Source organism: Bradyrhizobium sp. ISRA464, assembly GCF_029910095.1.
GTDB lineage: Bacteria > Pseudomonadota > Alphaproteobacteria > Rhizobiales > Xanthobacteraceae > Bradyrhizobium.
In genome coordinates this window covers 7,243,748-7,267,892 of sequence record NZ_CP094526.1, presented here as the reverse complement: position 1 = coordinate 7,267,892, position 24,145 = coordinate 7,243,748, and the positions used below count along the sequence as shown (strand labels likewise).

At 62.4% G+C, this 24,145-nt stretch carries 17 protein-coding genes and 3 pseudogenes; 8 read left to right on the top strand and 12 right to left on the bottom strand.

Translation table 11 applies throughout. The features are described 5' to 3' along the window. Positions 1 to 14: 14 nt before the first annotated feature. Together MTX19_RS33675 and MTX19_RS33670 are read right to left on the bottom strand one after the other, a co-directional pair. Positions 15 to 1,580 (bottom strand): hypothetical protein, encoded by a 1,566-nt coding sequence (locus tag MTX19_RS33675; protein WP_280981063.1) that lies wholly within the window; start codon positions 1,578 to 1,580, stop codon positions 15 to 17. After that, entirely contained in the window at positions 1,577 to 2,794 is a 1,218-nt protein-coding gene (locus MTX19_RS33670) for a glycosyltransferase family 4 protein (protein WP_280984964.1), read from the bottom strand. Before MTX19_RS33670 ends, MTX19_RS33675 begins: the two co-directional genes overlap by 4 nt. Before the next feature lie 303 nt (positions 2,795 to 3,097). Here MTX19_RS33670 and MTX19_RS33665 point away from each other — a divergent pair, with 303 nt between their 5' ends. Continuing rightward, positions 3,098 to 5,176 (top strand): exopolysaccharide transport family protein, encoded by a 2,079-nt coding sequence (locus MTX19_RS33665; protein ID WP_280984963.1) that lies wholly within the window; start codon positions 3,098 to 3,100, stop codon positions 5,174 to 5,176. Between the two features lie 16 nt (positions 5,177 to 5,192). Here the strand turns inward: MTX19_RS33665 and MTX19_RS33660 are convergent, their stop codons facing one another. Continuing rightward, positions 5,193 to 6,539 carry a polysaccharide biosynthesis C-terminal domain-containing protein gene (locus MTX19_RS33660; RefSeq protein WP_280984962.1) on the bottom strand — a complete coding sequence of 449 codons (1,347 nt, stop codon included), beginning with the start codon at positions 6,537 to 6,539 and terminating at the stop codon, positions 5,193 to 5,195. Positions 6,540 to 7,072: 533 nt separating this feature from the next. On the opposite strand from MTX19_RS33660, the gene MTX19_RS33655 reads away from it, so the two are divergent. Beyond that, the gene (locus MTX19_RS33655) at positions 7,073 to 8,293 is read left to right on the top strand and encodes an NAD(P)/FAD-dependent oxidoreductase (RefSeq protein ID WP_280981062.1); all 1,221 of its coding nucleotides are present in this window, start codon (positions 7,073 to 7,075) and stop codon (positions 8,291 to 8,293) included. Between the two features lie 32 nt (positions 8,294 to 8,325). Here the strand turns inward: MTX19_RS33655 and MTX19_RS33650 are convergent, their stop codons facing one another. Further along, positions 8,326 to 9,459: a GNAT family N-acetyltransferase gene (locus MTX19_RS33650; RefSeq protein WP_280985671.1), complete on the bottom strand. Its 1,134-nt coding sequence runs from the start codon at positions 9,457 to 9,459 to the stop codon at positions 8,326 to 8,328. Positions 9,460 to 10,002: 543 nt separating this feature from the next. On the opposite strand from MTX19_RS33650, the gene MTX19_RS33645 reads away from it, so the two are divergent. The 3 genes and pseudogenes from MTX19_RS33645 to MTX19_RS33635 all read left to right on the top strand — a co-directional run bounded on the left by MTX19_RS33645 (position 10,003) and on the right by MTX19_RS33635 (position 13,230). Then, entirely contained in the window at positions 10,003 to 10,839 is an 837-nt protein-coding gene (locus MTX19_RS33645; protein ID WP_280981060.1) for a WecB/TagA/CpsF family glycosyltransferase, read from the top strand. A 93-nt stretch (positions 10,840 to 10,932) separates the two neighbouring features. Continuing rightward, a pseudogene (locus MTX19_RS33640) lies at positions 10,933 to 12,228 on the top strand (O-antigen ligase family protein). Positions 12,229 to 12,239: 11 nt separating this feature from the next. Beyond that, positions 12,240 to 13,230: pseudogene (locus tag MTX19_RS33635) on the top strand (cellulase family glycosylhydrolase). Between the two features lie 35 nt (positions 13,231 to 13,265). Here MTX19_RS33635 and MTX19_RS33630 read toward each other — a convergent pair. Further along, entirely contained in the window at positions 13,266 to 14,078 is an 813-nt protein-coding gene (locus tag MTX19_RS33630) for an aldolase (protein WP_280981059.1), read from the bottom strand. A 181-nt stretch (positions 14,079 to 14,259) separates the two neighbouring features. Then, positions 14,260 to 15,472, bottom strand: a pseudogene (locus MTX19_RS33625) (amidohydrolase family protein). A gap of 123 nt (positions 15,473 to 15,595) precedes the next feature. Here MTX19_RS33625 and MTX19_RS33620 point away from each other — a divergent pair. Together MTX19_RS33620 and MTX19_RS33615 are read left to right on the top strand one after the other, a co-directional pair. Then, the gene (locus MTX19_RS33620; RefSeq protein ID WP_280981058.1) at positions 15,596 to 16,885 is read left to right on the top strand and encodes an MFS transporter; all 1,290 of its coding nucleotides are present in this window, start codon (positions 15,596 to 15,598) and stop codon (positions 16,883 to 16,885) included. 116 nt (positions 16,886 to 17,001) lie between these two features. After that, the gene (locus tag MTX19_RS33615) at positions 17,002 to 17,643 is read left to right on the top strand and encodes an SGNH/GDSL hydrolase family protein (RefSeq protein ID WP_280981057.1); all 642 of its coding nucleotides are present in this window, start codon (positions 17,002 to 17,004) and stop codon (positions 17,641 to 17,643) included. A gap of 69 nt (positions 17,644 to 17,712) precedes the next feature. Here MTX19_RS33615 and MTX19_RS33610 read toward each other — a convergent pair whose 3' ends face one another. The 6 genes from MTX19_RS33610 to MTX19_RS33585 form a co-directional block, all read right to left on the bottom strand. Continuing rightward, positions 17,713 to 17,907, bottom strand: coding sequence for a hypothetical protein (locus MTX19_RS33610; protein ID WP_280981056.1), 195 nt, complete (start codon positions 17,905 to 17,907; stop codon positions 17,713 to 17,715). Positions 17,908 to 17,992: 85 nt separating this feature from the next. Next, positions 17,993 to 18,811 (bottom strand): family 1 encapsulin nanocompartment shell protein, encoded by an 819-nt coding sequence (locus MTX19_RS33605; protein ID WP_280981055.1) that lies wholly within the window; start codon positions 18,809 to 18,811, stop codon positions 17,993 to 17,995. Beyond that, positions 18,804 to 19,865 carry a Dyp-type peroxidase gene (locus tag MTX19_RS33600; RefSeq protein WP_280981054.1) on the bottom strand — a complete coding sequence of 354 codons (1,062 nt, stop codon included), beginning with the start codon at positions 19,863 to 19,865 and terminating at the stop codon, positions 18,804 to 18,806. Before MTX19_RS33600 ends, MTX19_RS33605 begins: the two co-directional genes overlap by 8 nt. Before the next feature lie 115 nt (positions 19,866 to 19,980). Continuing rightward, on the bottom strand, positions 19,981 to 20,253 hold the full coding sequence (locus tag MTX19_RS33595) for a DUF2171 domain-containing protein (RefSeq protein ID WP_280981053.1): 273 nt from the start codon (positions 20,251 to 20,253) through the stop codon (positions 19,981 to 19,983). A gap of 93 nt (positions 20,254 to 20,346) precedes the next feature. Then, entirely contained in the window at positions 20,347 to 22,959 is a 2,613-nt protein-coding gene (gene clpB / locus MTX19_RS33590) for an ATP-dependent chaperone ClpB (RefSeq protein WP_280981052.1), read from the bottom strand. Between the two features lie 442 nt (positions 22,960 to 23,401). Then, a complete protein-coding gene (locus MTX19_RS33585) occupies positions 23,402 to 23,884 on the bottom strand; it encodes a hypothetical protein (RefSeq protein ID WP_280981051.1) in 483 nt (160 codons plus the stop codon). Here MTX19_RS33585 and MTX19_RS33580 point away from each other — a divergent pair. Then, on the top strand, positions 23,883 to 24,065 hold the full coding sequence (locus MTX19_RS33580) for a hypothetical protein (RefSeq protein WP_280981050.1): 183 nt from the start codon (positions 23,883 to 23,885) through the stop codon (positions 24,063 to 24,065). The two genes, MTX19_RS33585 and MTX19_RS33580, sit on opposite strands and share 2 nt — an antisense overlap. The last annotated feature ends 80 nt before the right edge of the window (positions 24,066 to 24,145 follow it).

Sequence of the window (24,145 nt, the reverse complement as noted above, 5' to 3'; positions counted from 1 at the left end):
AGGTCGCAGGCGCGCTATTGGACCCGCCTTGCGACAGGTTTCGCTCCTGCCGCGCTATGCCATTCCGACAGGGACGTGCGGGCCGCGGACAGCAATCCGCGCAGCAAAACCGTGGTCTTCGGTTGAACCCGCGACCCGTCGATCACCTCGAGCTGGCCGCACCGGTTGAGCGTGTGCAGCTTTCGCCCGGTCCATGCCGGACCGGGCTTGAGCGAGTGACGAACGGCCTGCCTATAGGTCGTCGGCGACAGCTCGAGCACCTCCGCAAGACCGAGCGCCCCGCCATATCCGTTGGTGCAATCCTGCACCGGCCGCCACAGCCGGCCATTGATGTTCACGAAGTTTCCGGCCGGTCGGACACTCGCGCGATCCATCAAGACCGGATTGTTGGCGTGAGGCAACCAGGGGCCGAACAACTGCTCGGCATAGTAGATCGCCAATGTATCGGAATATCCGCCGGTGCCGTCGCGCCAGGCCCCGAACAGATAATAGAGGCCGTTGTGGCGCGTGATGGTCACATCGGCGAGCTCAAGCCCGGAGAGCAGCGTGCCGTGACGCTCCCACTTGTCGGGAAACCGAATGCACCTGTACAGCGGGACGTCCTGATGCTCGGTGCTTTCCGGGATCATCCATAGCTCGCCATTGTCTTCGATCAGGAACGGGTAGGACAGATGCCATGGCTCTTCCAGCACGGGCACGACGTTTGCGACCGGCCCCTTGCCGTCGAACTCGACGGCGGAAATGATGCCCTTGCCGACCCGGTGGTCGAGGTCTTCGAAGAAGACGAATGTTCGTCCCTGCCATTTGACCGGGAAAGGATCGGCGAAGAAGCGATGCCCGGGATCCCTCAGCACGTTCCAGGTCGGCCCGGATAGATCGCCGGTGTGCCAGACATCCGCGTTTTCGACGAAGCGCCAGCCGACATGCCAATGCGGCGCGTAGCAGCACAGGCGATAGATCTCCTTGGCAATCGAAGCAGCCAGGCCGCGTGCGACATAGGCGGTGGCATTTTGCGGCGTGCGTCCGCTGGTCGAAGCGGACAGCTGCGGCACCAGCCGTGTGGCTCCGGACAGAATTGCCGTCAGCATCGTCAGGGTTCGTGCCATGACCGTTTCAAGCGCACCGCTCAAGCCGGTTGCGATTTCGCCGGAAGGATGGCCGCGGTCCATCACCGTACCGTCGAGCTCATTGACGATTTCGATCACCGGCAGATCACCGGCGAGCACGGCCGCGAGCGCGGCGTTCTCTCCCGCCACGCCGTTGAATCGCGGACGAAGATAGAGCCGGGCAGAACAGTCCGGATTCCGTTTCGCAGTCGTGAAGTCGACCACCACGTCGGCCTTGCCCAATGAAGCGCGCGACTGTTCGGGGATTGCCTTCAATCTGTCGGCGCCGCCCGCCTTGCCCTTGCGCAACACCATGCGCTCGAGATCGAACAGCGCTTCCAGGCCGGCGGGCCGAGGCTGCGCCGTCGCGATCCACGCGATCTGCACCGGGACGTCCTGTCCGTTGACGGGTAGCATCTCGCGGCACATCCACAGCCGTGCATGCTCCCTTTCGCAGCGAAACTCGATGATCATGTCCGGCCCACCTGATGTACGCCCGTTTCAATGGCTTCGTCGAGAATGTGGACGTATTCGTCGACCATGATATCTAGCGAATAGCGCGACTTCAGGCCCTTGGCGCATTGTCGCAGCTCTGCGCTCAGGGTGCTGTCCACCAGGATCCTGGAAACGGCGGCCCACAACTCGGCCTGGTTTCCAGCATCAACGAAAATGGCAGCGGGCTTGCGGTCGAACGACAGCACTTCGCGCAGGACAGGAAGGTCATTTACGACGCAAGGAATGCCCGCGCTCGCGGCCTCGACGGCGGCGAGTCCGAAGGTTTCGGCTTGCGAGGGGAACACGAACACGTCGAGGCAGGCCAGAAAGTCCGCCATCTGCTGTGGCGCAATCTCGCCGATGAAGTGCAATCTGTCGCTTACTTTCAGCTCGTCGGCCAAACCCCTTAGCCGTTCCTTATCCGCACCTTGCCCGGCGAGCGCAAGGTGCCACGACAGTTCGCCGGCGAGCAGACGTATTGCCGCATCAAGCCGCTTGTGCGGGTGCAGCCTGGCGGCGCACCCGAGCAGGATGCAATCCGGCGGCAGCTTGAACTGTTGCCGCGCAATCTTTCTTGGCAGACCGCGAGATTTGTCGTCGAAACCGTGCGGGACGTGTTTCATGCGCGACCGATAGGGAGCCGGGTAGCGCGCGTACTCGCGCTCCATGTCCCGCGAGTTCAGCGTGATGCACGTGAAGAATCCGACGCTGCCCATGACGATGTCGGCGGCACGAACCGGCCAGCTCATCGACATTGCCGAGGACACCTGGTTGGCGATAACGGGGGCGCGGCTGACGAGGCGCGATACGCCTGCGCCGATGACGTTGCCGAAATGCTGGAAGGTCAGGACGACATCGGGCTTGATGGTTCTGATATGACCGGCGAGCGTCCACAGCATCCTGAGCAGCGCGGCTGGATTTCCCGGGCGGCTCGCAGCGCAGTAAAGCGTATTGGGCGGCTCGTCGAAGGAATCCGATTTGCGGAAGAAGAACAGATTGTAGACTTCATAGCCGCGCGCGGTCAGGCCGTTGCCAAGCAGTCTCGAGATCTCCTGAGCGCCGGCGTTCTCCGCCTGAGTCTGCATCAGGATGACGCGCTGCTTCGGCTGGATCGTGCTTGGCCGATCGCGTGATGCGGATGACGATTGGAGCGGCGCCTCGCGCAGGTCTGGGCTTGGCTTAAAGTGGAGCACGGATTCCTCAGCCGTTGAGGGAGTGGATTCGTCTCCCTCATTTTTATGCGCATCCTTATCACGCGAGACACGTTCGTACGTCGAGCAACGCGTGTTGAGGTTACTGCACATTTTACGGACTTGCTGGCGAAGCGAGATTCCATTGTGTTGGCGGCAAGGTACAGGCAGCGCGTTAACTAATTGGTTACGGCCATGCATCGGTTACGGCCGTGCAACTAGAGGTAACTGTCGATTAACCATAGATATCTACTTAAGGCAGGCCGCTGAGCAGTGAATGCCAGTGAACTTGAGTCAGAACCCATGATGTTCGGTAGCCGCCAAGGCCCGAGACGGTCCGATCCAACGGATCCCGCAGCGTCGTGGGAGACTGGTGTACCGGCCCGCAAGCCTGTGGGGGAAGCCCCCAAGGGTGTGCTGACTCTTGCAGGTACAATTTCCTTCCTGCGCGAAAACGGTCGACGCATATTGACGCTCGCGTCGGTCATCTTCGCGATCGGTACCATCCTCCTGCTGCTTATTCCGGCTCGCTATGCGGCAACTGCACTGGTTGTCGTCGACCCGCGTGAGCAGCGCGTGACCACCGATCAGGACGTGCTGCCGGGGATCGGCCAGGATGCCGCAGCGCTTCAGAGCTTGGTCGAGATTGCGAAATCCGACGGCTTCCTGCGGCCGCTGATCGAGCTCAAGGTCGCGGACGACGAAGACATTGCCGGCGGCAAGAGCGACCCCACCCGTCTGCTCGACAAGTTTCGCAGCCGGCTCGACATTTCCCGTCGTGGGCTCACTTACGTCATCGCCATCAAGTTCACGTCCAACAATGCGCAGCGCGCCGCATACTACGCCAACGCCGTGGCCGAGGCCTTCGTTGCCAATCAGCGCGGGACCCGCGTCGTGGCCACCGACGAGGCGGCCGACTGGCTCAAGAGCCGGCTGAAGACGCTGAGCGACCGCTTGAGGGCGTCGGAGGATGCCGTCGCCGCGTTCAAGCTCGAGCACCGGATCGTGAATGCCGGCAGGGATTCAACGACCCAGCAATTGCGCGTTACCGATCTCACGCAGCAGGTTGCCGCCGCACGTGCGCGCACCGAGGAGGCCAAGGCGCGCTACGAGCAGGTGCAACGCGACCTGAAGGCGAATGTCGATGGGCCGGTCAAGCAGGACCTCCTGGCCGCGCTGCGGGCGCAGTGCTCGGCGCTCAACGATCAGATTGCGCAGAAGCGTGCGGTGCTCGGTGACCGTCACCCCGACCTCGTCATGTCGTACGGCCAGTTGAACGACCTCAACCGGCGGATCGAGATCGAGCGGAAGAAGAACATCGAGACTGCAAAGTCGGAATATGAGGCCCAGCGCGACCAGCAGAAGGGCCTTGAAGACCAGCTGAAAGCGGTCGAATCGCAGATCCTGGTCGACGGTCAGGCGCTCGTCAGGTTGCAGGAGTTGCAGCGTGACGCGGACGCCAACAAAAACATCTACGAGCAGTTCCTGTCGCGGTACAAGACGACCGACGAGCAGCGCCTGCTGCAGAACTCTCAGACCAAGATCGCTTCGCCTGCCACAGCGCCGGTGCGCTCGACGCTTCCGCCGCTGCCCCTGCTGATCGCCGCGCTCGCGATTGCCTCGCTGCTGATCGCGACGGCCATCGTCGCCGCGCCTGGCCTGAAGCTGCTCCCGGCGAAACCCGTTCCGGGAACCCGCGGTGCGGATGCTCCCTCGCTGCAAACCGAGTTGCCGCCGGAGCCGCCGGTTCTGGTCCGGATTCCCAACGTGTCGTCGCCGGGCTCCATCAAGAGCGTCTGGCAGACGCCGATCTCCACGACGGGCGAACCCGATCTCAGTCCGCATCTGCAACGCTTGATCGAGAACATCGAGCAGCTTCCGGGGCCGCACGGCAAGGTCGCGCTTGTGATGTCCGCGGACGCCAGTGCCGGCGGCAGCACGGTGGCACGATCGCTCAACCGGTCTGCCATCAAGAACGGAACGCTGAGCGTCCTGATCGAGATGGAACCGAAGCCCACCGATGCGACGCCTGTGACGCAAGCATCCGGCATCGTCAAGTCGGACCTTCGCTCCGTCGAAGAGCTCCTGAACGGCAGTATGAAGAGCCGGCCGTTGCCGCCGGACGATATTCGTGCCGATTTCGGCCTCATCATCGTCGACGCGTCGTCCTTTGTCGCGCAGCCGGATGTGGCGGCGCTGGCTGCCTATGCCGACCTGGTCATCCTGGTGGTTCGCGACGGCGCGGCCAATGCAGCCGCCATACGCAAGGCACAAGCTGGCCTATCAAAATTCGGCAGCGTGTCCATGGCGGTTGTCGTCAACCGTGTAGCCGCCAGCCCGACGGCCCACGCCGCGCGAGCCGAGGCGCTGGGATTCGCGAGCTGAGCGCGACTGAACCGACCTAGTCGTTCGAGTCCGCCGTGCCGACCGCGTAGGTATCTGCCTTATCAGACGCGAAGTGGCAAAGTGCCAGAATGGACGGGTCGAGGCCGGTTCGCTTGCGACAAAGCACGTTGAGCGCGATGGTAGCGAGCGCCAGCGACACCGTGGCGGAAATCGCGGCGCCGAGCACGCCGAGCCAGGGGATCAGGACAAGAAACCCGACGAGCCGCAACACGACGTTGGCAGTGACGACGGGGACATATTCGCGCTCATGGCCGGTCAATTGCAATATCGCCGCGGCCGGGCCGCCCGCCGCCTGAAATGCCGTCCCTATCGCGAGCACGATCAACACCCATTGCTGAGCGACGAAGTGCGGCCCGAACAGACCGAGAAGATAGGGCGCTCCGACCCAGACCAGGAATAGCCCGCTGAGCACGCAAAGCGCGGTCACCTCCGCCATGAGCTTCAGGGTGTGCTCAAGCTCATCGTGGTTCCTGCTGAAGTACAGCGAGGGGAGCCGGCGCGCGCCGAACGTATATAGCGCTGCCGAGAGCATGGCGAAGATGTTCGCCAAGCGCGAGGCCGCAAAATAAACACCCGCTGTTGCAGGATCCAGCATCCAGTAAACGAGGATGACGTCGAAGTACTGGTTCGCCGCCTCAAGGATGGAGGAAAGCCAGAACCGAAACGCGCTCGTCCTCCAGCGGGACGTCTCGAAGCGGGCGGTCACGTCGCGCAGGTGCGGAATAACACGCATGATCGAAACGATCTGTACGAGCAAGCCTGCGAGCATTGCGACCGTCATCGCGGTGAACAGTCCCGCGGGGGTGAGCTGCCGGTGACCGAACAGAACTGCGATCAGAAACAGGACGACGGCAACCCGCCAGAAGAACTCCCGGTTTCCTTCTCCCATTAGAATGCTGACCAGGGATCGCGCGATCTGGCTGCCGAGCATCAGGCCGGCATTGACGGCCGTAAACGCCGAGACCGACAGGATCAGGAGCCACCATTCGCCGCGAATGCCTGCCACCGCCGCGATGGCCGAGATCGAGATCAGCATGGCGATCGCCGAGCTCTTCAGGCTGGATAACAGCACCCCCTTGGCAAGATCGGTGCGGCCTTTGACTTCGTACTCGTTGAGGAAGCGAACCAGAAGCAGCTCCTGGCCGATCAGACCCACGACCGATGCGATCTGGGCAACCGACAGCCAGGTCGCAAAATCTCCAAACGCCTCGGGTGACATGGCCCGCGCCGCCAGCGAGAACAACGCGAACGCAAGCCCGCCGCTGCCGACCTTGAGGAGGATCGTCCCGGCAACGCCGCGTGTCACGTCACGCCGCATCAGTTGGAGAAGAGAGGCGAACATGAAGGCGAGGGACCCTTCTCCTTTCAAGAAACTGCCACGCCGTCGAGGCGAAACAATCGGTGAGGCGGGGAGTGTTAACGGTCGGTTGCTAAGATTCAGTTCCGCCTCGCCGCTCTCATCTCCCCGCGGGTGTGAACCGGGCGAACCAGCCGTTTTGCTCCATTCCGAAACGCCGCACTCCTCGCTGTCTCCAAATGAGGCAGGCGCGAGGGGGTCGTCGCGGTAGGCGTAGCCGCGTGAATGCAGCGGTGCGGGGCCGGATCTGCGCATCATAGGCACGATATCGTGGCTCTCCGGGACTGGATTCGCGCCATCGATCCGGCAGCAAACGACCGCGAACTCTGCTGCTGAGCCTCAGGAAAACAGGTTTTCATGACGCTCATCGTGCAAGGTGCGTGCCGAGCTGCCGTCGCCCGGGTCTCATGTGTTGCCGTTAACCTCAATATCGCAATGGATCGGAGCGGCTCGGGGAAGGATGTGCAGCCGGCAGGGAAATTGCAGTCCCGGCGCCATCAGCCGTTGGAGTGGACAGCATGATCGCCGACCAGAGCACGACAAAGCCGACAGCAACAGATGACACTGCGGTGATCGAGACCGATATTGCGATCGTCGGCGCCGGGTTGAGCGGTTCGCTCGCCGGAGCCGTGCTGGCCCGCGCCGGATATCGCGTTGTCCTGATCGACAAGCGCACGGTCCCTCCGCACGAATTTCGCGTTGAAAAGATCGCCGGTACGCAGGTCGATATCTTTCGCCGGCTGGGCTTCCTCGGCGACATCGAGGCAGCCGCCGCTACCTTTGACCGGGTGGTCAACATCAGGGAGGGCAAGGTGGTCGATTTCAGTGTCCGCCGCGCGTACGGGATTCGCTATTCCGACCTCGTTGCCACGGCCCGACGCCTGTTGGCCGACCAGTCCAGCTTCATCCGTGACGAGGTCACCGGCATAAACTGCAGCGAAGACCTTCAACATTTGCTGTTGGCTTCCGGAAAACGCGTCACGTCGCGCCTCGTCGTTCTGGCGACTGGCATGGCGGGGGCGCTTGGGTACAATCTCGGAATGAAGCGGCGGGTGCTTGCCGCGCGCCATTCGGTTTCCTTCGGATTCTCGATTGCGGCCGCGGAGGACGCGCCGTTCGATTTCGAATCGCTGACCTGCTACGGGGAGAGGTCGACCGACGGCGTCGACTATCTCAACCTGTTTCCGGTTCCGGACGGCATGCGGGCAAACCTGTTCCTGTTTCGCGACCCGAACGATCCGATCATGCGCGAATTGCGGCGGGATACAAAGCCGACACTGCTTCGCTTGATGCCGGGATTGCAGCGGTATGTCGGCGACTTCCGCGTTATCGATCAGGTGCAAAACTGGGTGATGGACCTGTCCGTGATCGAAGGCCACATACAGCCGGGTGTCGTGGCGATCGGCGATGCGTTTCAGACCAATTGTCCTGCCGCCGGGACCGGCGTAAGCCGCCTGTTGGTGGATATCGAACGTCTCTGCACGGAGTACGTCCCGCGCTGGCTGGAGACCGACGGCATGGGCATCGAGAAGATCTCGCAGTTCTATTCCGACCGGGAGAAGGTCGCGGCCGACCAGCGTTCATTGCAAGTGGCGCACTTTCGCCAGGCTCTGGCTTCGAGCACGGACATCCGGTGGAACGTGCAGCGGAGACTGCATTTCCTGCGACGGAGCATCACTCACCGGGTGGACCGGATTCGGCCTGGTTGGGTCGCACGCGTTCGCAGTGCGCTCAGGTAGCCGGAAGAGGGGCCGTTCGGGCAGCCCCGCTACTATGTGTCGGTCGAGGTCCGGATCGGCTGAGCTCTGAAATCAGCCATTCTCTTGACCGCCTGCTTGATCCAGGGCGCTTGCTTCAATGCGAACATCGCAACGGCCCCGGCGGCGCTGCCGGCTTGCGTCACGCTTGATATCGGCGAAGGCCGACCTCCAAACAGCTTCTTATACGGCTCGTCGCCGATGGTGAAGTCGAGGACGAGATCACCACGGTCGATACAGGCCTTTGCGACCCGTTCGAAGGTCAGCGAGCCGATCGACTGGCTCTTGTATCCTGCGATGTCGAACGCCGTCATCAGGATGAGGAAGCTGTCACGGTGAGACAGACCGAGCACGGTCGCAATCACGTTGCCATCTATCTTCATGACATATAGCCGGACAAACGAGCCCAGGCCGCGCAGCGCCACGTCGGAGTAGAAGTCGAAATACTCGGGGCGCTGCAGAAGGTCGCCGTCGCCTTGTGCCTGAAAGCGCGGGCCACGAAATTTCTTCATCGCTTCCATCGCCTCCATGATGGAAGCACTGTCGGTGCAGCACGAGAAGGTCAACGCACCCTTCTTCTGAAGCTGACGCCACTTCTTTGCAAGCTCTTTTCGATAGGAAGGGTTGAGTGCGTTGGCCTGCCATTGCTCGAATGGGGCCGTCAAAACCGTTGCATACGAATTCGTATTCGCGGCAACTCGGCGCGGCGCCGCCAGAAGACTCTCGATCGGCATTCTGGCATCGAGCAGTTTGGGCAGGCGCAACAGATCAAACGGCCTGATCAGTTGTCGAAGCTTCGCGCAGGCACTCTGATCCTGGAGCAGATCGGCGAATTTTTTGACGGTGCAAACAGGCGCCAGGTAGTCGGATACGCGCAGGTCCGCGAACTCGACGGTCCGCATAGGCCCGCGCCGCACCTGCAGCAGGGGCAGCACCGCCGCCAGTGCGCCGGTTGCCCGATCGCGAACGACGACAATCAGCGGCTTCGCCGTCATGGCGGGCGCGAGCTTGCTGTAGAGAGCGCTCAGCCACAGCGGGTGCTGAAAGGCGGTGGCGTCTGAGTCCTTGAATAATTCTGCATATTCTTGAGACAAGAAATCGAATGCGTCGTCGATGCATACATCGAACGCGTCATTGTTCTTATTCATGTGAGACCAGACAACCGGTGGTTTCGAGGCGCCTGCCAAGCCAGCGCGGCGCCCTTATAGCAAAGGCCGAGTGGTTCGGGCAGCAGCGGAATGTGGTTTGTATTAACACGATGGCTTCGCCGATCTCGCGGTTGGCGGAAACGCATATGAGGCCCAACCATGCTGGCGCCGACAGCCGTCGTCCCCGGCCGCGCGAATGCCGTTTGCCACATCACCAGACGTACGGCCGCAGGCGTAGTCGCGATGCCGTCCGTCGTTATCGTTAATGAACCGTGGACAGCCCGGTCAACGACCTCGGCGCGGATGAGCGCGCGAGCTGGACCGGATATTGCACTTGGAGGCGCGGAAGCATTGGAGTCTCCGGTGAACATGTTGAGTCATAGTCAGAAAGCTCGCGTTTCCTACGAAAATTCGTCGTCGCGGCACGACGGCGAACGCGCCCGGCGTATCAATTCCGATACGGTTGCCCCGCGTGTCCGGATTTGGAACACAGAGCGCGGCGCGCAGCCGAAGTCCCCGGCAGACGTCCCCGCGTCGACGGCGATGCTGAGCAAAGCACCCGGTACGCGTGAACGTCGCGCCAACCCCGTCGGCAGAGCCGCGACCGCAAATATTCCTCGGGAGACCGTTGGCGGGCTGCGGCTCGCCGTGGTCGATCTCGAGCAGACGGCACACTTCATGATCGACGCGGTGTTTCCACGGCGACGCATCGGCCGGCCGCTATATCTGACGTCGGCCAATGGCGAGGTGCTCTCGCGATGCTCGACCGAGCCGGTGACCGACCGGCTGTTCCGTTCCGCTGACCTGATCAATGCCGACGGGCAGCCGCTGGTCATGATGTCGAAGCTCCGGTCTCAACAGCCGCTGCCCGAACGCGTCGCCACGACCGACCTGTTCCACGTCGTTGCGCGCAAGGCCCAGGCACTCGGGCTGTCCTTCTACATGTTCGGCGCCAATGCGGCGGAGAACGAAGCGGCGGTCGCCAACGCCCGCAGCATGTATCCGAAGCTCAAGATCGTCGGTCATTCGCACGGCTATCTGCGCGGCGAAGCGCTGAGATCCAAGGTCGATGAGATCAACGCGCTGGCGCCAGACTTCCTCTGGGTCGCGCTTGGCGTGCCCTACGAGCAGGCGTTCGTCGAAGAGTTCATGCCGCAGCTTTCCAGTGTAGGCGTCATCAAGACCTCGGGCGGGCTGTTCAACTTCCTGTCGGGCAGCCGGCCGCGCGCGCCGCAATGGATGCAGAGCTCGGGTTTGGAATGGGCCTGGCGCCTCTGGCTCGAGCCGCGCCGGCTGTTCTGGCGTTACCTAACCACCAATCCGCATGCTCTCTATCTTCTGTTCAACCGCACCAGGGCCTCGCGTCCCAAGCGGGACTGAGGCGGCGCGGCGACCGAGAACGAGAAGCGTACGCTCCGGCTCCAGTCGGCCCGGGCTAGCAAATGATTAACCATGCTTCATGAAGCTCGGCTCATGACCAGAGCGCGAACCGAGGTGGATTGGGACGAGGCTGACCGCGGGCTTTGGCAGACACCTAGCGTGGAGGCGGAAAACGTCGCGAAGACGGTCATCGGCTGGTCCATCACCGTCAACGTGGTCATGTCGATGGGGACCTTCAATTCAGGACTGCTGGCGCCGGAACATGCCTATCTGCAGCAGTCGGTCGCCCTCTTGATGTGGGGCGTGCTGATCTACGCGAGTGCATTTGTACGCCCCCGTCTGCGACTGGCCGTCAATCTCGATACGATCGCGGTCGTCGCATTCTACGCCTTTGCCACGAGCTCGGTGCTGTGGACCAATCTGAGCCTGGCGGCTTTCATGAAGGCCGCGGCGCTCGCAATGACGACCTTCGGCGCGTTCTGTCTCATCACCCGCGTCGAGATCGATGACATCATAAAGTCGACGGTCAGAGGGCTTTTTGTCCTGGTGATAGCGTCGACTCTCTGTGCGGTGTTCGTCCCGGATGTCGGGATCGACCACACCTGGATGCACAACGGTCAGTGGCAAGGCGTGTTCGAGTCGAAACAGACCCTGGGATTCGTAGGCGCGTACCTGATGTTCTTTTCGGCTTATCGAAAGATGACCGGACAGGGGTGGCTGCCCTTCCTCGCCACATTCCTGCTCGCGTCGGTCTGTGTCCTCGCATCGGAATCACGCGGCGCCGGCGCCGTGGCACTCGCTGCCTGCGCTCTGGTCCTTACGTCCATGCGGTCGGTCGGGTGCATGAAGATCTATGCGGTGCTGCCGTGCGTCATGTGCGTAGCAGGAGGAATCCTGATCCTGTATTTCTACGTGACCGGATAAGACGCCATTCACCTCTTCGACTCCACGATCAACTTCACCGAGCGAACCTTCATCTGGCACTACGCGATCAGTCATTTCGACGATGCGCCCTTGCTCGGTTTCGGGATCAATGGATTCTGGACCAATCCGGAGATCTATGACTATTTCAATCAGAACCACGGATGGGTGCTTGACGACTATCACAACGGCTACATTGCCGTTCTGATTGAAACGGGATTCTTGGGGTATCTTCTCTTCACCGCAAGCGTCTTCCTGTTCTCAAACAAGATGCTCTACCTGATTTCCGAGCGGGCAATCGACCGCCTCCATTGCGCTCTCATCATCGGATTTGTCGTTCTCAGTTACCAGACGAACTTCACGTAGACGACCTTTCTTCGTTCGACGATGTTTGCATCGGTGCTTCTGATTTCCTTCTTCCTCGCAATATGCAGGCCCGTCTACGCGGTAAGTCGGGAGCCGTCGTGAATCGGAGTGGAATGATGGCTGCTCGCGTTCGTTGGCCGGGAACCGTCAACCTGCTGCTGGTCGTTCTCCTGGCTGCGCTGGCCTGGTCCGCTGACGGGGCAGAACGCGGCCCCGCACTCGGGCGTGGCATCAATATTCTCGGATATGACGGCATCTGGGAGGGATACCAGAATGCGCCATTCCGTCTGAAAAACTTGTCCGCCATTCGCAAGGCGGGCTTCTCGCATGTCAGGATCAATTTCTTCGGGTGAGAACGTGCTGGACGAAGCTGTCCTGAGGCGGCTCGATTTCGTGATTGAACAGGTGCTTGCCCGAAAGCTGATACCCATCCTTGACGAGCACGATACTGACCTCTGCCAGCGCGCTGTCGCGGCATGCGCGGAGAAACTCAAGGCGTTCTGGCGGCAGATCGCATCGCGCTATGCGGGACGATATCCCGCGCTGTTGTTCGATATCCTCAATGAACCCGGGGGGAACATGACCTCGGCCCAGTGGAATTCACTGCTTGGCGAATGTCTTCGCATCATCCGGGCGGGAAGTCCCGATCGAGGTGTCATTGTCGCCGCGTTGAATACCGAGGAGGCGCCGATCGACGAGCTGGCCTTGCTGGCCGAGGACAGAAGACTGATCGTGACCTTTCACTATTACGCGCCCCTTCGGTTCACGCAACAGGGCGCGCCGTGGTCGCCGACGTTCTCGAAGATCGGACCTTTGAATTGGGGCAGCGCGGAGCACGAAGCGAAGATCATGGCGGATTTCGACAGGATCCGTCTCTGGGCGGAGAAAGAAAGACGTCCGATCTACCTTGGCGAATTCGGCGTCTACGAGCGGGCTCCCTCGGACAGCCGGACGAAATACCTGTCGTTCGTGGCGCGAACGGCCGAGCGATACGGCTGGGCGTGGGCCTATTGGCAGTTCGATCACGATTTTGCTGCGTTCGATGGCGCGCGTCAGGCATGGAATCGGGATATCTTGCGCGCGATCATTCCCTCCGCGCGCTGAAGTTCGCCGGCCGCGCTGCTGAGCTGATCGGGGGCTCAACTCCGATAGGACGGCTCCTCCCGATCGAGGATCCGCTTCAGGCTTTCGAGATGCTGCCGGGCCGAGGAGGCGTCGCCTTCCCGCATCTGCCTCGCCGTCGCCGCTGCGATATCGGTGCGAACCGGAACAAGCGGGCGTCCGGTCGACATCGCGATGCACTGCACCTCGCAGGCGCGCTCGAGATAATAGAGGTCATCCCAGGCTTCCGCGATGGAGTTGCCGAGCACCAGCACACCGTGATGCTTCATGAAGATCACGTCGGCATCGCCCACGGCTGCGGCGATGCGATCGCCTTCCGTGCCGTCGAGGGCCAGCCCGTTGTAGTCGCGGTCGACCCTGGTGCGGCCATAGAACTTCAGCGAAGTCTGGCCGGCAAATCCCAGCGGTTCACCTTCGATCATGCAAAGTGCGGTCGCGTGCGGCATGTGGGTATGGAAGGCGACCTTGGCTCGCGGCACCTTCAGATGCAGTCGCGCGTGGATGAAAAAGGCGGTCGCTTCCGGCAATCCCTGTCCGGACAGCACGTTGCCGTGAAAGTCGCAGATCAACAGCTGCGAGGCGGTGAGCTCGCTGAAGGCGTAGCCGTAGGGATTGACCAGGAAGAGATCGTCATAGCCCGGCACGACGGCGGAGAAGTGGTTGCAGATTCCCTCGTGCATGCCGAGGCGCGCGGCGAAGCGAAAGCAGGCGGCGAGATCGACGCGGGCGTTCCACACGGCTTCGCTGTCGAAATCCGGACGGTTCGGTGCAACCCGGCCGGTCTCGGTGGTCGGAGCTTGATCCGTATCGCGGTTCAAAGCGTGAGCCATGTCGCTTCCTTGTGTCGGCCGGATCGCCGTGAGGGAGTGGCCGACCACGAGCTGATCTCGCGCTACGCGGCATGGCCAGTGCGAAGGGTCATAATGTGCAATCCAGGGTATGTCGAGGTCGTGGAATTTGCCCGAGGGCTCGGTCGCTTGCGCGAGTGACGTCGCGACGGCGGCTCCCGGGTCAGGCCTGGCCGGCATCCTTGATGATGCGATTATCGCGCGCCGTGAGCACTCCGCCCTTGTAGACAGAGCGGCCCGCAGGCAGCGCGACAACGGCTTCTTGGATATGCTCGGCCTTCAACGTCACGAAATCCGCCTTCGCGCCGACGCGCAGGTCATAGTGCTCGAACCTGAGCGCCTTGGCTCCCGCCGCAGTGACCAAATCGAACGCGATCCCAAGCTCCTCGTCTGTGTAGAAGCCCGATCGATATCCGATCATCATCGCTCGCCCCAGCATGTCGCCATCGCCGTAAGGCCACCAGGAGTCCCGGATGTTGTCGTTTCCACTGAACACCGTGACGCCGGCCGCCCTGAGCGCCGCGATCGGAGGAAACGGCCGGCTGCCGGGCGCATTCGTCATGATCGCGACCCCCCGAGCGCGCCAAGATGTCGGCGATTTTCATCAGCGCGTCCGCCGGAATATCGCCGAGCCCATAGGCGTGACTGACGGCGACATGGCCTTCCATGCCGAGCGCCCGCGTGCGCGCTGCGATCTGTTCAATTTCGAAGGCGCCGAGCCTGCCGGCGTCATGAAGATGAATGTCGACGTCGACGCCGTGCCTTTGCGCGACGCCGAAGACGACATCGAGATGGCCTTCGACATTGCGATCGAAGCTTGCGGGATCGAGGCCGCCGACGACGTTCGCGCCGAGCTTGATCGCCTCGTCGAGCAATTGCGGCGTGCCGGGACTGCTGAGAATACCGCTTTGCGGAAAGGCAACGAGCTGGATGTCGATCAGGTGCCGGTATTCGTCGCGGACTCCCAGGATGGTTTCCAGCGACCTCAGGCCCACCGAACCATCCACCATAACGTGACTGCGCATGTGCGTCGTGCCATGCCCGATACAGAGATCGAGCTGGTTCCGCGCGCGGACGTCCATGGGCGCGGCGACAGCAAGATTCTCGGCCTGAAACGCCACCCGCTCATGGACATCGAAACCCTTCGTGCACGGTCTATGCGGCCGCCAAGTGTCGCCATAGAAGCTCGTGTCGAGGTGAATGTGACCTTCGACAAAGCCGGGAACGACCAGCGCATTGTCGAGGTCGACGGCATCGACACCGGCCGGGTGATGCTCGGAACTCTCGATCGCAACGATACGGCCGCCGCGGACCAGCATGTTGCCGCGAGAGCCGTCGGCGAAGCGCGCATTGGCAAAGAGTCTGTCGGCCGGCACCAAGTCTCCATCCTTCTTGTTGATTGCGACCTGCGTGCAGGCCGCGTGGGTCTGCCGTGCCTTGCCTAACACAGCCGTGAGAATAATATCCCGACTGATCGAGAGCACAAGGAACCGGGTTCGTTGCCGGATATTCAGGACAAGCAGGAGTTCGGCGTCCAGCGCGCAGCATTTGCCGCGACCATTGGCAACATGCTGGAGTTCTATGATTTCATCACCTATAGCTTCTTCGCCATCGAGATCGGCCACACCTTCTTTCCGGCGCATAGCGCATACGGCAGCCTGATGTTGTCGCTGGCGACCTTCGGCGCCGGCTTTCTGACGCGGCCAATCGGCGGCATTGTGCTCGGCATCTATTCCGACCGTGTCGGGCGGCGGCCGGCCATGTTGCTCAGCTTCGCGTTGATGGGAGCCGCGATCCTGACCATCGCGCTCACGCCGTCTTACGACTCGATCGGTCTGGCCGCGCCGGTCATCGTGATCGCTGCGCGCATGATGCAGGGATTTGCGCTCGGCGGCGAGGTCGGGCCGACCACGGCCTATCTCGTCGAGATCGCTTCGCCGCAGCGTCGCGGCCTGGTGGTGGCGTGGCAGCCTGCCAGCCAGGAGATCGCGGCGACCACCGGCGCTTTGGTCGGCGTCATCCTGAGCAGCACAATGACGCCGGACATGATCCAGGCCTATGGATGGCGCATCGCATTCCTGATCGGGGCCGTCTGCCTGCCGTTCGGCCTGTGGATGCGCCGCACGCTGCCGGAAACGATTTCGCACGATGCCCGTGCCGCCGAGCGTGTCGAGAGCTCGAGCCATGTCGCGCTGGCGCGCCGGCATATCCGGGTGATCGTGCTGGCGGTGATGATCCTCGCCAGCGGTACGATCTCGACCTATGTGACCCAGTATATGACGACCTATGCCAAGAACACCCTGCATGTGTCGTCGTCCCTGGCGTTCGCCGTGTCGCTGGTAAGCAACGGTCTCCAGATCATCGGCGCGGTGTTCGGCGGATGGCTCGCGGACCGTTTTGGACGCAAGCCGATCATGGTCTGGCCGCAGCTGGTCGTGCTGGTGCTGACCTATTCGTCCTTCCTCTGGATCGTGCAGGATCCCGGAATGTCGTCGCTGCTCATCGGCTTTGGTATCCTGTCATTCATCGGATCTTTGCCGTTCACCGCCTTCTATGCGAATTTCACGGAAGCATTGCCGCAGAACATTCGCGGCGGCGTCTTCGCCACGATCTATGCGGTTGCGATCGCGGCATTTGGCGGCACCGCGCAGCTCGTGGTCACCTGGCTGCTTCATGTTTCGGGCGATCCATTGGCGCCGTCCTGGTACCTGCTGCTCGCGGCGACCGTCGGCCTCATTGCAATGAGCCTGATGCCCGAGACAGCCCCCGTCAAAACCGGCGAGGCGTGAACCGTCGAAGCTCTGCTGTGCTGGTGGTAAATCGATCGTATCGTCGACGCGCTGATGATTCTGCTCGCCGTATTCTCCGACGACATGCACTCTCAACCTGACGGGGCAGGGTACCGATGACGAAACGCATCATGTGCTTTGGCGATTCCCTGACCTGGGGGTGGATCGTGGCGCCGGAGACGTCGCCCACGCGCTTCCCGTATCACCAGCGATGGACCGGTGTCATGGCGGCCAGGCTCGGCGCCGGTTACGAGATCATCGAGGAGGGCTTGAGTGGGCGCACGACATCGATCGACGATCCCGTCGATCCGGGGTTGAACGGCTCCGCCTATCTGCCGATCGCGCTGGCGAGCCACCGTCCGCTTGACCTCGTCATCATCTTGCTTGGCACCAACGATACCAAGAGCGACTACCGCCGCACACCGCACGACATCGCCATCGGGATGTCGGAGTTGGTGGCGCAGGTGCTGGCGTCCGGGACCGCCTATCGTGCGCCGAAGGTGCTGATCGTTGCGCCGCCTCCGTTGGCCGCCTTGTACGATTCTTCCCTCGAGAGCCTGTTCGAAGGCAGCCGCGAAAAGACGCTGGCGCTCGCGTCGCACTACAAGGCGCTCGCCAACTCCATGAAGGTCGATTTCTTCGACGCGGGAGGTGTGATTTCGACCGGCGGCGCCGACGGCATCCACTTCTCGGCCGAGAACAATGCGGATCTGGGAGCGGCCCTGGCCGAGAAGGTCGCCGCTATCCTTGCGTCCTGAGCGGAATGGATGCCGCGTCAGACAGAATTCTGCGAGCCGGCCGACAGAATCGACGAGCGTGCCTGGGCCTCAATCCATGTCGCGAAAGGCGTGACCGTTGGCTTCGATTTCCTCGACCAGGGCCGGCGGCAGACTGGCCTGTGCGGCAGTGCCGTCGAACACCCAGTTCTTGGAGTCGGCGAGGTCGGGAAGACCCGCGCCCTTGCGGACGTAGAGGCCGATCGAGGCTTTCTGTGGATTGATGTAGAGATCGTATTCCTGCATTGAGGGCCTCCTCTCCGTTCGCGTTGGACGAATTCCCAGCGCGGGACGGCCCGAGGCCGCTCCGGCAATTTGATGTCGTCCGCCGTCAGGCGGACTTCTTCTTCGCTTCCGACGCCAGGGCCACCGACGCCTCGCTTGTCAGCATCAGGAAGGTGATGGTCTCCTGGAAGTAGAGTTGGACGGCGGTCGCCGAATGGCTGAGATAGCCGATCGACAGGTCCTGGCCGATCGAGAGCTGGAAGTCGCCGCCGCGCGTGGTCAGCACGACGCCGCCCTCGATCGCGGGCGCCCAGATGATCTTTCCATCGAGAAGACGCTGGATGTGTTGCAGGACCGGATAGCCGTCGTCGGTCGCGCCGCCGATTGCCGTATACGGCTCGGTGCCGAGCAGCAGCGTATAGGGACCGTTGACACCCGCCAGCCGCAATTGGCTCACCGCCTGCGCGACCACGCCGGGATAGCCCTTGACGTTCGACGGCAGCGTCAGCACCGGGTTGCTGCTGCCCTGGCGGATGCCCTGAATACCCGCCGCAGCGTATCCATCAAACACGGCGCGGTCCTCGGCGAAGGCGATCTTGCGTGCCGCAGCCTTCAGCGGATCCCAGTCGGAATCGTTGGAGCCGCGCTCGACGTCGTCGATGGCCTGACGGCTGAGCTCGAAGGGGACGCGCAACTCCACGAGCGCCCTGACATCGCGTTGCGTTGCCTCGACGCCGTCGCCCGGCGTCGGAATCTTCCGCAGATGGCCGGTGCCGACCGCGGAGAAGTCCGTGCCCTTCGGACCGTCGACATCCACCACACGGCGCGCCGCCAAATGGCGCTTCAGCGTGCGGGAGGCTTCCTCTTCGATCTGGGCCCATGCCGCGTCTGAGATAGGGGCGAGTCCCCGATGAAGGTTATTCATGTCCAGCCTCTCCTTTCAGTGAGCCGATACCGAGCGAGCCATCGGACGGCGGCATTTTCGGTGTAGGGGCATCGTCGGCCCGATCGTCGTCGAGCGACGATTCTGCGGGCGAGGGAGCGGGGCCCGCGTTCGCGGCGTCTTCCAGGAACGTCACCGACGGAATGAAGTACAGCGTACCCGTTACGGCGCGGCTGAAGTCGAGCAGGCGATCGTAATTGCCCGGCGGCCGGCCGACGAACATGTTCTCCAGCATCTGCTCGATCCGACGCGGAGATTTCGCGTAGCCGATGAAATAGGTGCCGAACTCGCCCTTGCTGATGTTGCCGAACGGCATGTTGTCGCGGACGATATCGAGCTCCTCGCCGTTTTCCACGATCGTGGTCAGGGCGTTGTGCGCGTAGATCGGCTTCACCGCATCGTCCAGTTCGATGTCGGACAATTTGGTTCGGCCGATGATCTTCTCCTGCATCTCGACCGGCAGCTCGTTCCACTTCTTCATGTCGTGGAGGTACTTCTGCACGATCACATAGCTGCCGCCGGCAAAGGCCGCATCCTCGTCACCGATGATGGTGGCGTCGACCGCAGCCTGGTCCTCCGGGTTCTCCGTCCCGTCGACAAAACCGAGCAGGTCGCGTTCGTCGAAATACTTGAAGCCGTGCACCTCGTCCGACGAGGCAACCGCATCGCCGAGCCGGGCCACGATCTGTGTCGCCAGCTCGAAGCACAGGTCCATCGGCACGGCGCGGATGTGAAACAGGAGGTCGCCCGGCGTCGCGACGGCGTGGTGGACGCCATGGATCTCTCGAAACGGATGCAGATCTTTCGGCTTCGACGCGCCGAACAGCCGGTCCCAGGCGTCGGAGCCGATGCCCATGACGCACGACAGCCGTCCCTCGAGGTCGCGGAAGCCCACGGCCCGCACCAGCGCGGCGAGATCGCTGCACAAAGACCGCACCACCGCGTCATGTGCCGGATCTGGCTTGAGCGTGACGGCAAGGAAGATGGCGGCGCGCGTCAGCTTCGCAGCGACCGGTTGCGGAACGGCTGATGGCACGCATCTCTCCTTACTGAAGCATTATTCCACGACTGCAGCGAGCAGGCGCTCGGCGGAAGACCCAGAGAACAAGGAGAGGAGCATGCAACCGTTACCTTTACAAGAGCTCGAAACGCTAGGCTTCCGCAGCAGGACCAGTCGGCTTTCCGGACTTCTCCTCCTCAAGCGTCACCGCAATCGCGGCGTTGGCGGTGAGACGGACCTTGGAGCCTTCAACATCCGCGACAAAGCCGAGCTCGATATAGTGATGGTGCCCCTTGTGCAGCGCATCGCCGCTGTCGCGCTTCTTGAGCTTGATGCGGCTGCCTTCGACGCGATCGACGGTGCCGACATGCACGCCATCGGCGCCGATGACCTCCATACCGTCCTTGACCTTCAGCTCCGACATGTGTTCCTCCGTGGTTGAAGGGCAGCTTGCCTATGATGCCGGGAGACGACGCTGCGATGACATGGCGCGTGTGCAGCGTTGTCCGGGCCCGTCTCACGCCGATTCGAATTCGTCCGCCCCGGCGGTCTCCGGCTTCTTGCCATTGAAGGTGAGGCCCGCCTTGGTGGCGGAGATCTTCACCTCCGAGCCGTCGCGCACGTCGCCGGCGAGGATCATTTCGGCGAGCGGGTCCTGCACGGCGCGCTGGATCACGCGCTTTAACGGGCGGGCGCCGTAGGCAGGATCCCAACCCTTGTCCGCCAACCAGTCCCGCGCCTTCGGGTCGAGCTCCAGCTCGATCTTGCGATCCTCCAGCAGTTTTCGCAGCCGCGCGAACTGGATCTCAACGATCCGGCCCATCTCACTCTTCTGCAGGCGGTGGAACAAGATGATTTCGTCGATGCGGTTGAGGAATTCGGGGCGGAAGTGAGCGCGCACCATGTTCATCACCTGGTCGCGCACCGCGCTGGTATCCTGGCCTTCGGGCTGGTTGACGAGATATTCGGCGCCGATGTTCGAGGTCATGATGATCAGCGTGTTGCGGAAGTCGACGGTGCGGCCCTGGCCGTCGGTCAGGCGGCCATCGTCCAGCACTTGCAGCAACACGTTGAAGACATCAGGGTGGGCCTTCTCGATTTCGTCGAACAGCACGACCTGGTAGGGCCGACGCCGCACCGCTTCGGTGAGCGCGCCGCCCTCGTCATAGCCGACATAGCCGGGTGGAGCGCCGATCAGCCGTGCGACCGAATGCTTCTCCATGTATTCGGACATGTCGAGACGGATCATCGCGGTCTCGTCATCGAACAGATATTCGGCGAGCGCCTTGGCGAGCTCGGTCTTGCCGACGCCGGTGGGGCCCAAGAACATGAAGGAGCCGATCGGCCGGTTGGGATCCTGCAGGCCGGCACGCGCGCGGCGCACGGCGGTCGACACCGCGCGCACAGCCTGGGCCTGGCCGACGACGCGCTTGCCGAGCATCTCCTCCATGCGCAGCAGCTTGTCCTTCTCACCCTCCAGCATCTTGTCGACCGGTACGCCGGTCCAGCGCGATACCACCTGCGCGATATTGTCGGCCGTCACGGTTTCGCTGGTCGACGAGGTCTCGCTGGTCTCGACCGCGACGAGCTTCTTCTCGAGCTCCGGAATGCGGCTGTAGGCGAGTTCGCCCGCCTTCTGGAATTCTCCCTTGCGCTGCGCGTTGGCGAGTTCGGTGCGCAGCTGTTCGAGCTCGCCCTTCATCTTCTGGGCATCGGAGAGCTTGCTCTTCTCCGATCGCCATTTTGACGTCATGTCGGCCGACTTCCTTTCCAGGTCGGCGAGATCCTTCTCCAGCGTCTGCAGGCGGCTCTTGGAGCCGGCATCGCTCTCCTTCTTCAGCGCCTCCTGCTCGATCTTGAGCCGGATGATGTCGCGGTCGAGTGAGTCGAGCTCTTCCGGCTTGGAATCGACCTGCATCTTCAGCCGCGCCGCGGCCTCGTCCATCAGGTCGATGGCCTTGTCGGGCAGGAAGCGGTCGGTGATGTAGCGGTTCGATAGCGTGGCCGCGGCCACCAACGCGGAGTCGGCGATACGGACGCCGTGATGCTGCTCGTACTTGTCCTTCAAGCCGCGCAGGATCGAGATCGTGTCCTCGACCGTCGGCTCGGAGATGAACACTGGCTGGAAGCGTCGGGCGAGGGCCGGGTCCTTCTCGACATGCTTGCGATACTCGTCGAGCGTGGTCGCGCCGATGCAGTGCAGCTCGCCTCGGGCGAGCGCTGGCTTCAAGAGGTTGGACGCGTCCATCGCGCCGTCGGCCTTGCCGGCGCCGATCAGCGTGTGCATCTCGTCGATGAACAGGACGATGCCGCCCTCGGCCGAAGTCACCTCCTGCAGTACTGCCTTGAGCCGCTCCTCGAACTCACCGCGATACTTCGCACCGGCGATCAGTGCGCCGAGGTCGAGCGCGAGCAGCGCCTTGTCCTGCAGGCTTTCCGGCACGTCGCCGTTGACGATGCGCAGCGCCAGGCCCTCGACGATCGCGGTCTTGCCGACGCCGGGCTCACCGATCAGCACGGGATTGTTCTTGGTCCGCCGCGACAGCACCTGGATGGTGCGGCGGATCTCCTCGTCGCGGCCGATCACCGGATCGAGCTTGCCGTCGCGCGCCGCCTGGGTCAGGTCGCGAGCGTATTTCTTCAGCGCGTCATAGGCGTTCTCGGCGGACGCGCTGTCGGCCGTGCGTCCCTTGCGCAGCGCATTGATGGCCGCATTCAGGTTTTGCGGGCTGACGCCGCCCTTGGCGAGCAGCTTGCCGGCCTCGCTGTCCTTGTCGGCCGCGAGCGCCTGCAGCAGCCGCTCGACGGTGACGAAGCTGTCGCCAGCCTTGTCGGCGGCCTGTTCTGCCGCGGTGAAGGCGCGCGCGGTCTCGGGCGCCAGATAAATCTGCCCTGAACCGGCGCCGGACACTTTCGGCAGCTTCGCCAGCGCATCCTCGGTCGCCTTCAGGATCGCGCGCGAGTTGCCGCCCGACCGGTCGATCAGGCCTGCCGCCAGGCCCTCGCTGTCGTCGAGTAGCACCTTCAGGATATGAAGCGTCGAGAATTGCTGGTGCCCCTCGCGCATGGCGAGCGATTGCGCCGACTGGATGAAGCCCCGTACGCGATCGGTGTACTTTTCTACGTTCATCTTGGCACCTCACGGCAACGAAGCAATAAGAGTTGCTGCATGTCACCTATTGGCGCCGTCGAGAGATGGCGGAATGATGACATCCGTCATTGCGCACGCGGTGACGTCAGCGAACAAGCGAACATCACTGTCGCTCTCATCGTGTGACCCTTTCGAGGGATAGTCAATGACCGAAGTTTTTCGCGGATACGCCGGTATCGGCCGACGCCGTCGCGCGCGGCGTTGCCTGACAAGGCACGAAAGTGCCGACGTCACGCAGCCGTTGATCGCACGCGTTGTGCAAGACTGGATGATAGATTGGAGAACGCGTAGGCGGAGATATGGTTGCGCGGACAGTTTGTCTTGCGTGATTTGAACAAACTGTCCGTAACTCGGCAAACGCAGATTACAAGCTGTTGAAATTGCGTCATGCACCAAGTGGCATGGTCATTGCTAAATGATGCTAAATGATCTCCCGTGTCGACCCGACAAGCTGTAGGCGATGGTGCGGAATTATCTCGATCCTGTTCATTCCAGCGACCTTCTGCTTGGCGGCTTTGGAGATCCGCTGCATTCGTCTCGGCGCGAAATGGGCCGCGTGCCTGTTGCCGACATCCTCGTCGATCGCGGTGAGCAGAGCCACGCAAGAAGTGATGACCGTCCGGCAACGCCGCGTTCGCTGCTCGGCCGCTGGCGCGATCCAGGCAATTTCAATTTTGCGGGAATGCGACGATTGGGCCGGACGAAGCTTGCCGGGCGCCGGCCCCGTGCGCGGTTGGTTATCGAGCATAATAGGAGCGTGTCGCTGTCCTACCATACCGACAAATCGCAGTGCGCGAGCGACCAGCGTTGGGAATTGGCACCGCGCCCTGCCGGATTTTTCCGTCGGGACGCGGTATTCTCTGGACGGCCGTTCACAGGAGATCATCCACAGGAGGTCGGTCATGGGACCGAGTCACGGGGGTGACGGACAACTGGACGATCGAAAGCCACGCTTGAGCGAAGACGACATCACGCGAGCCTTGCTGGGTCCGAGGGGAGTGGTGGGCAAGCCGGACACCGCCAGAATGACGCCTCAGCAGGAGAAGAACATGCCGAACTATCTGGACCCGGGACATACGTCCTAGCGCGCTGGCGGCATGGATGCTCGCTGCTCAGAGAGCCAGGCGATACCGCAAACCGGCGCGAGCGGCCGATCGAAGCGGGA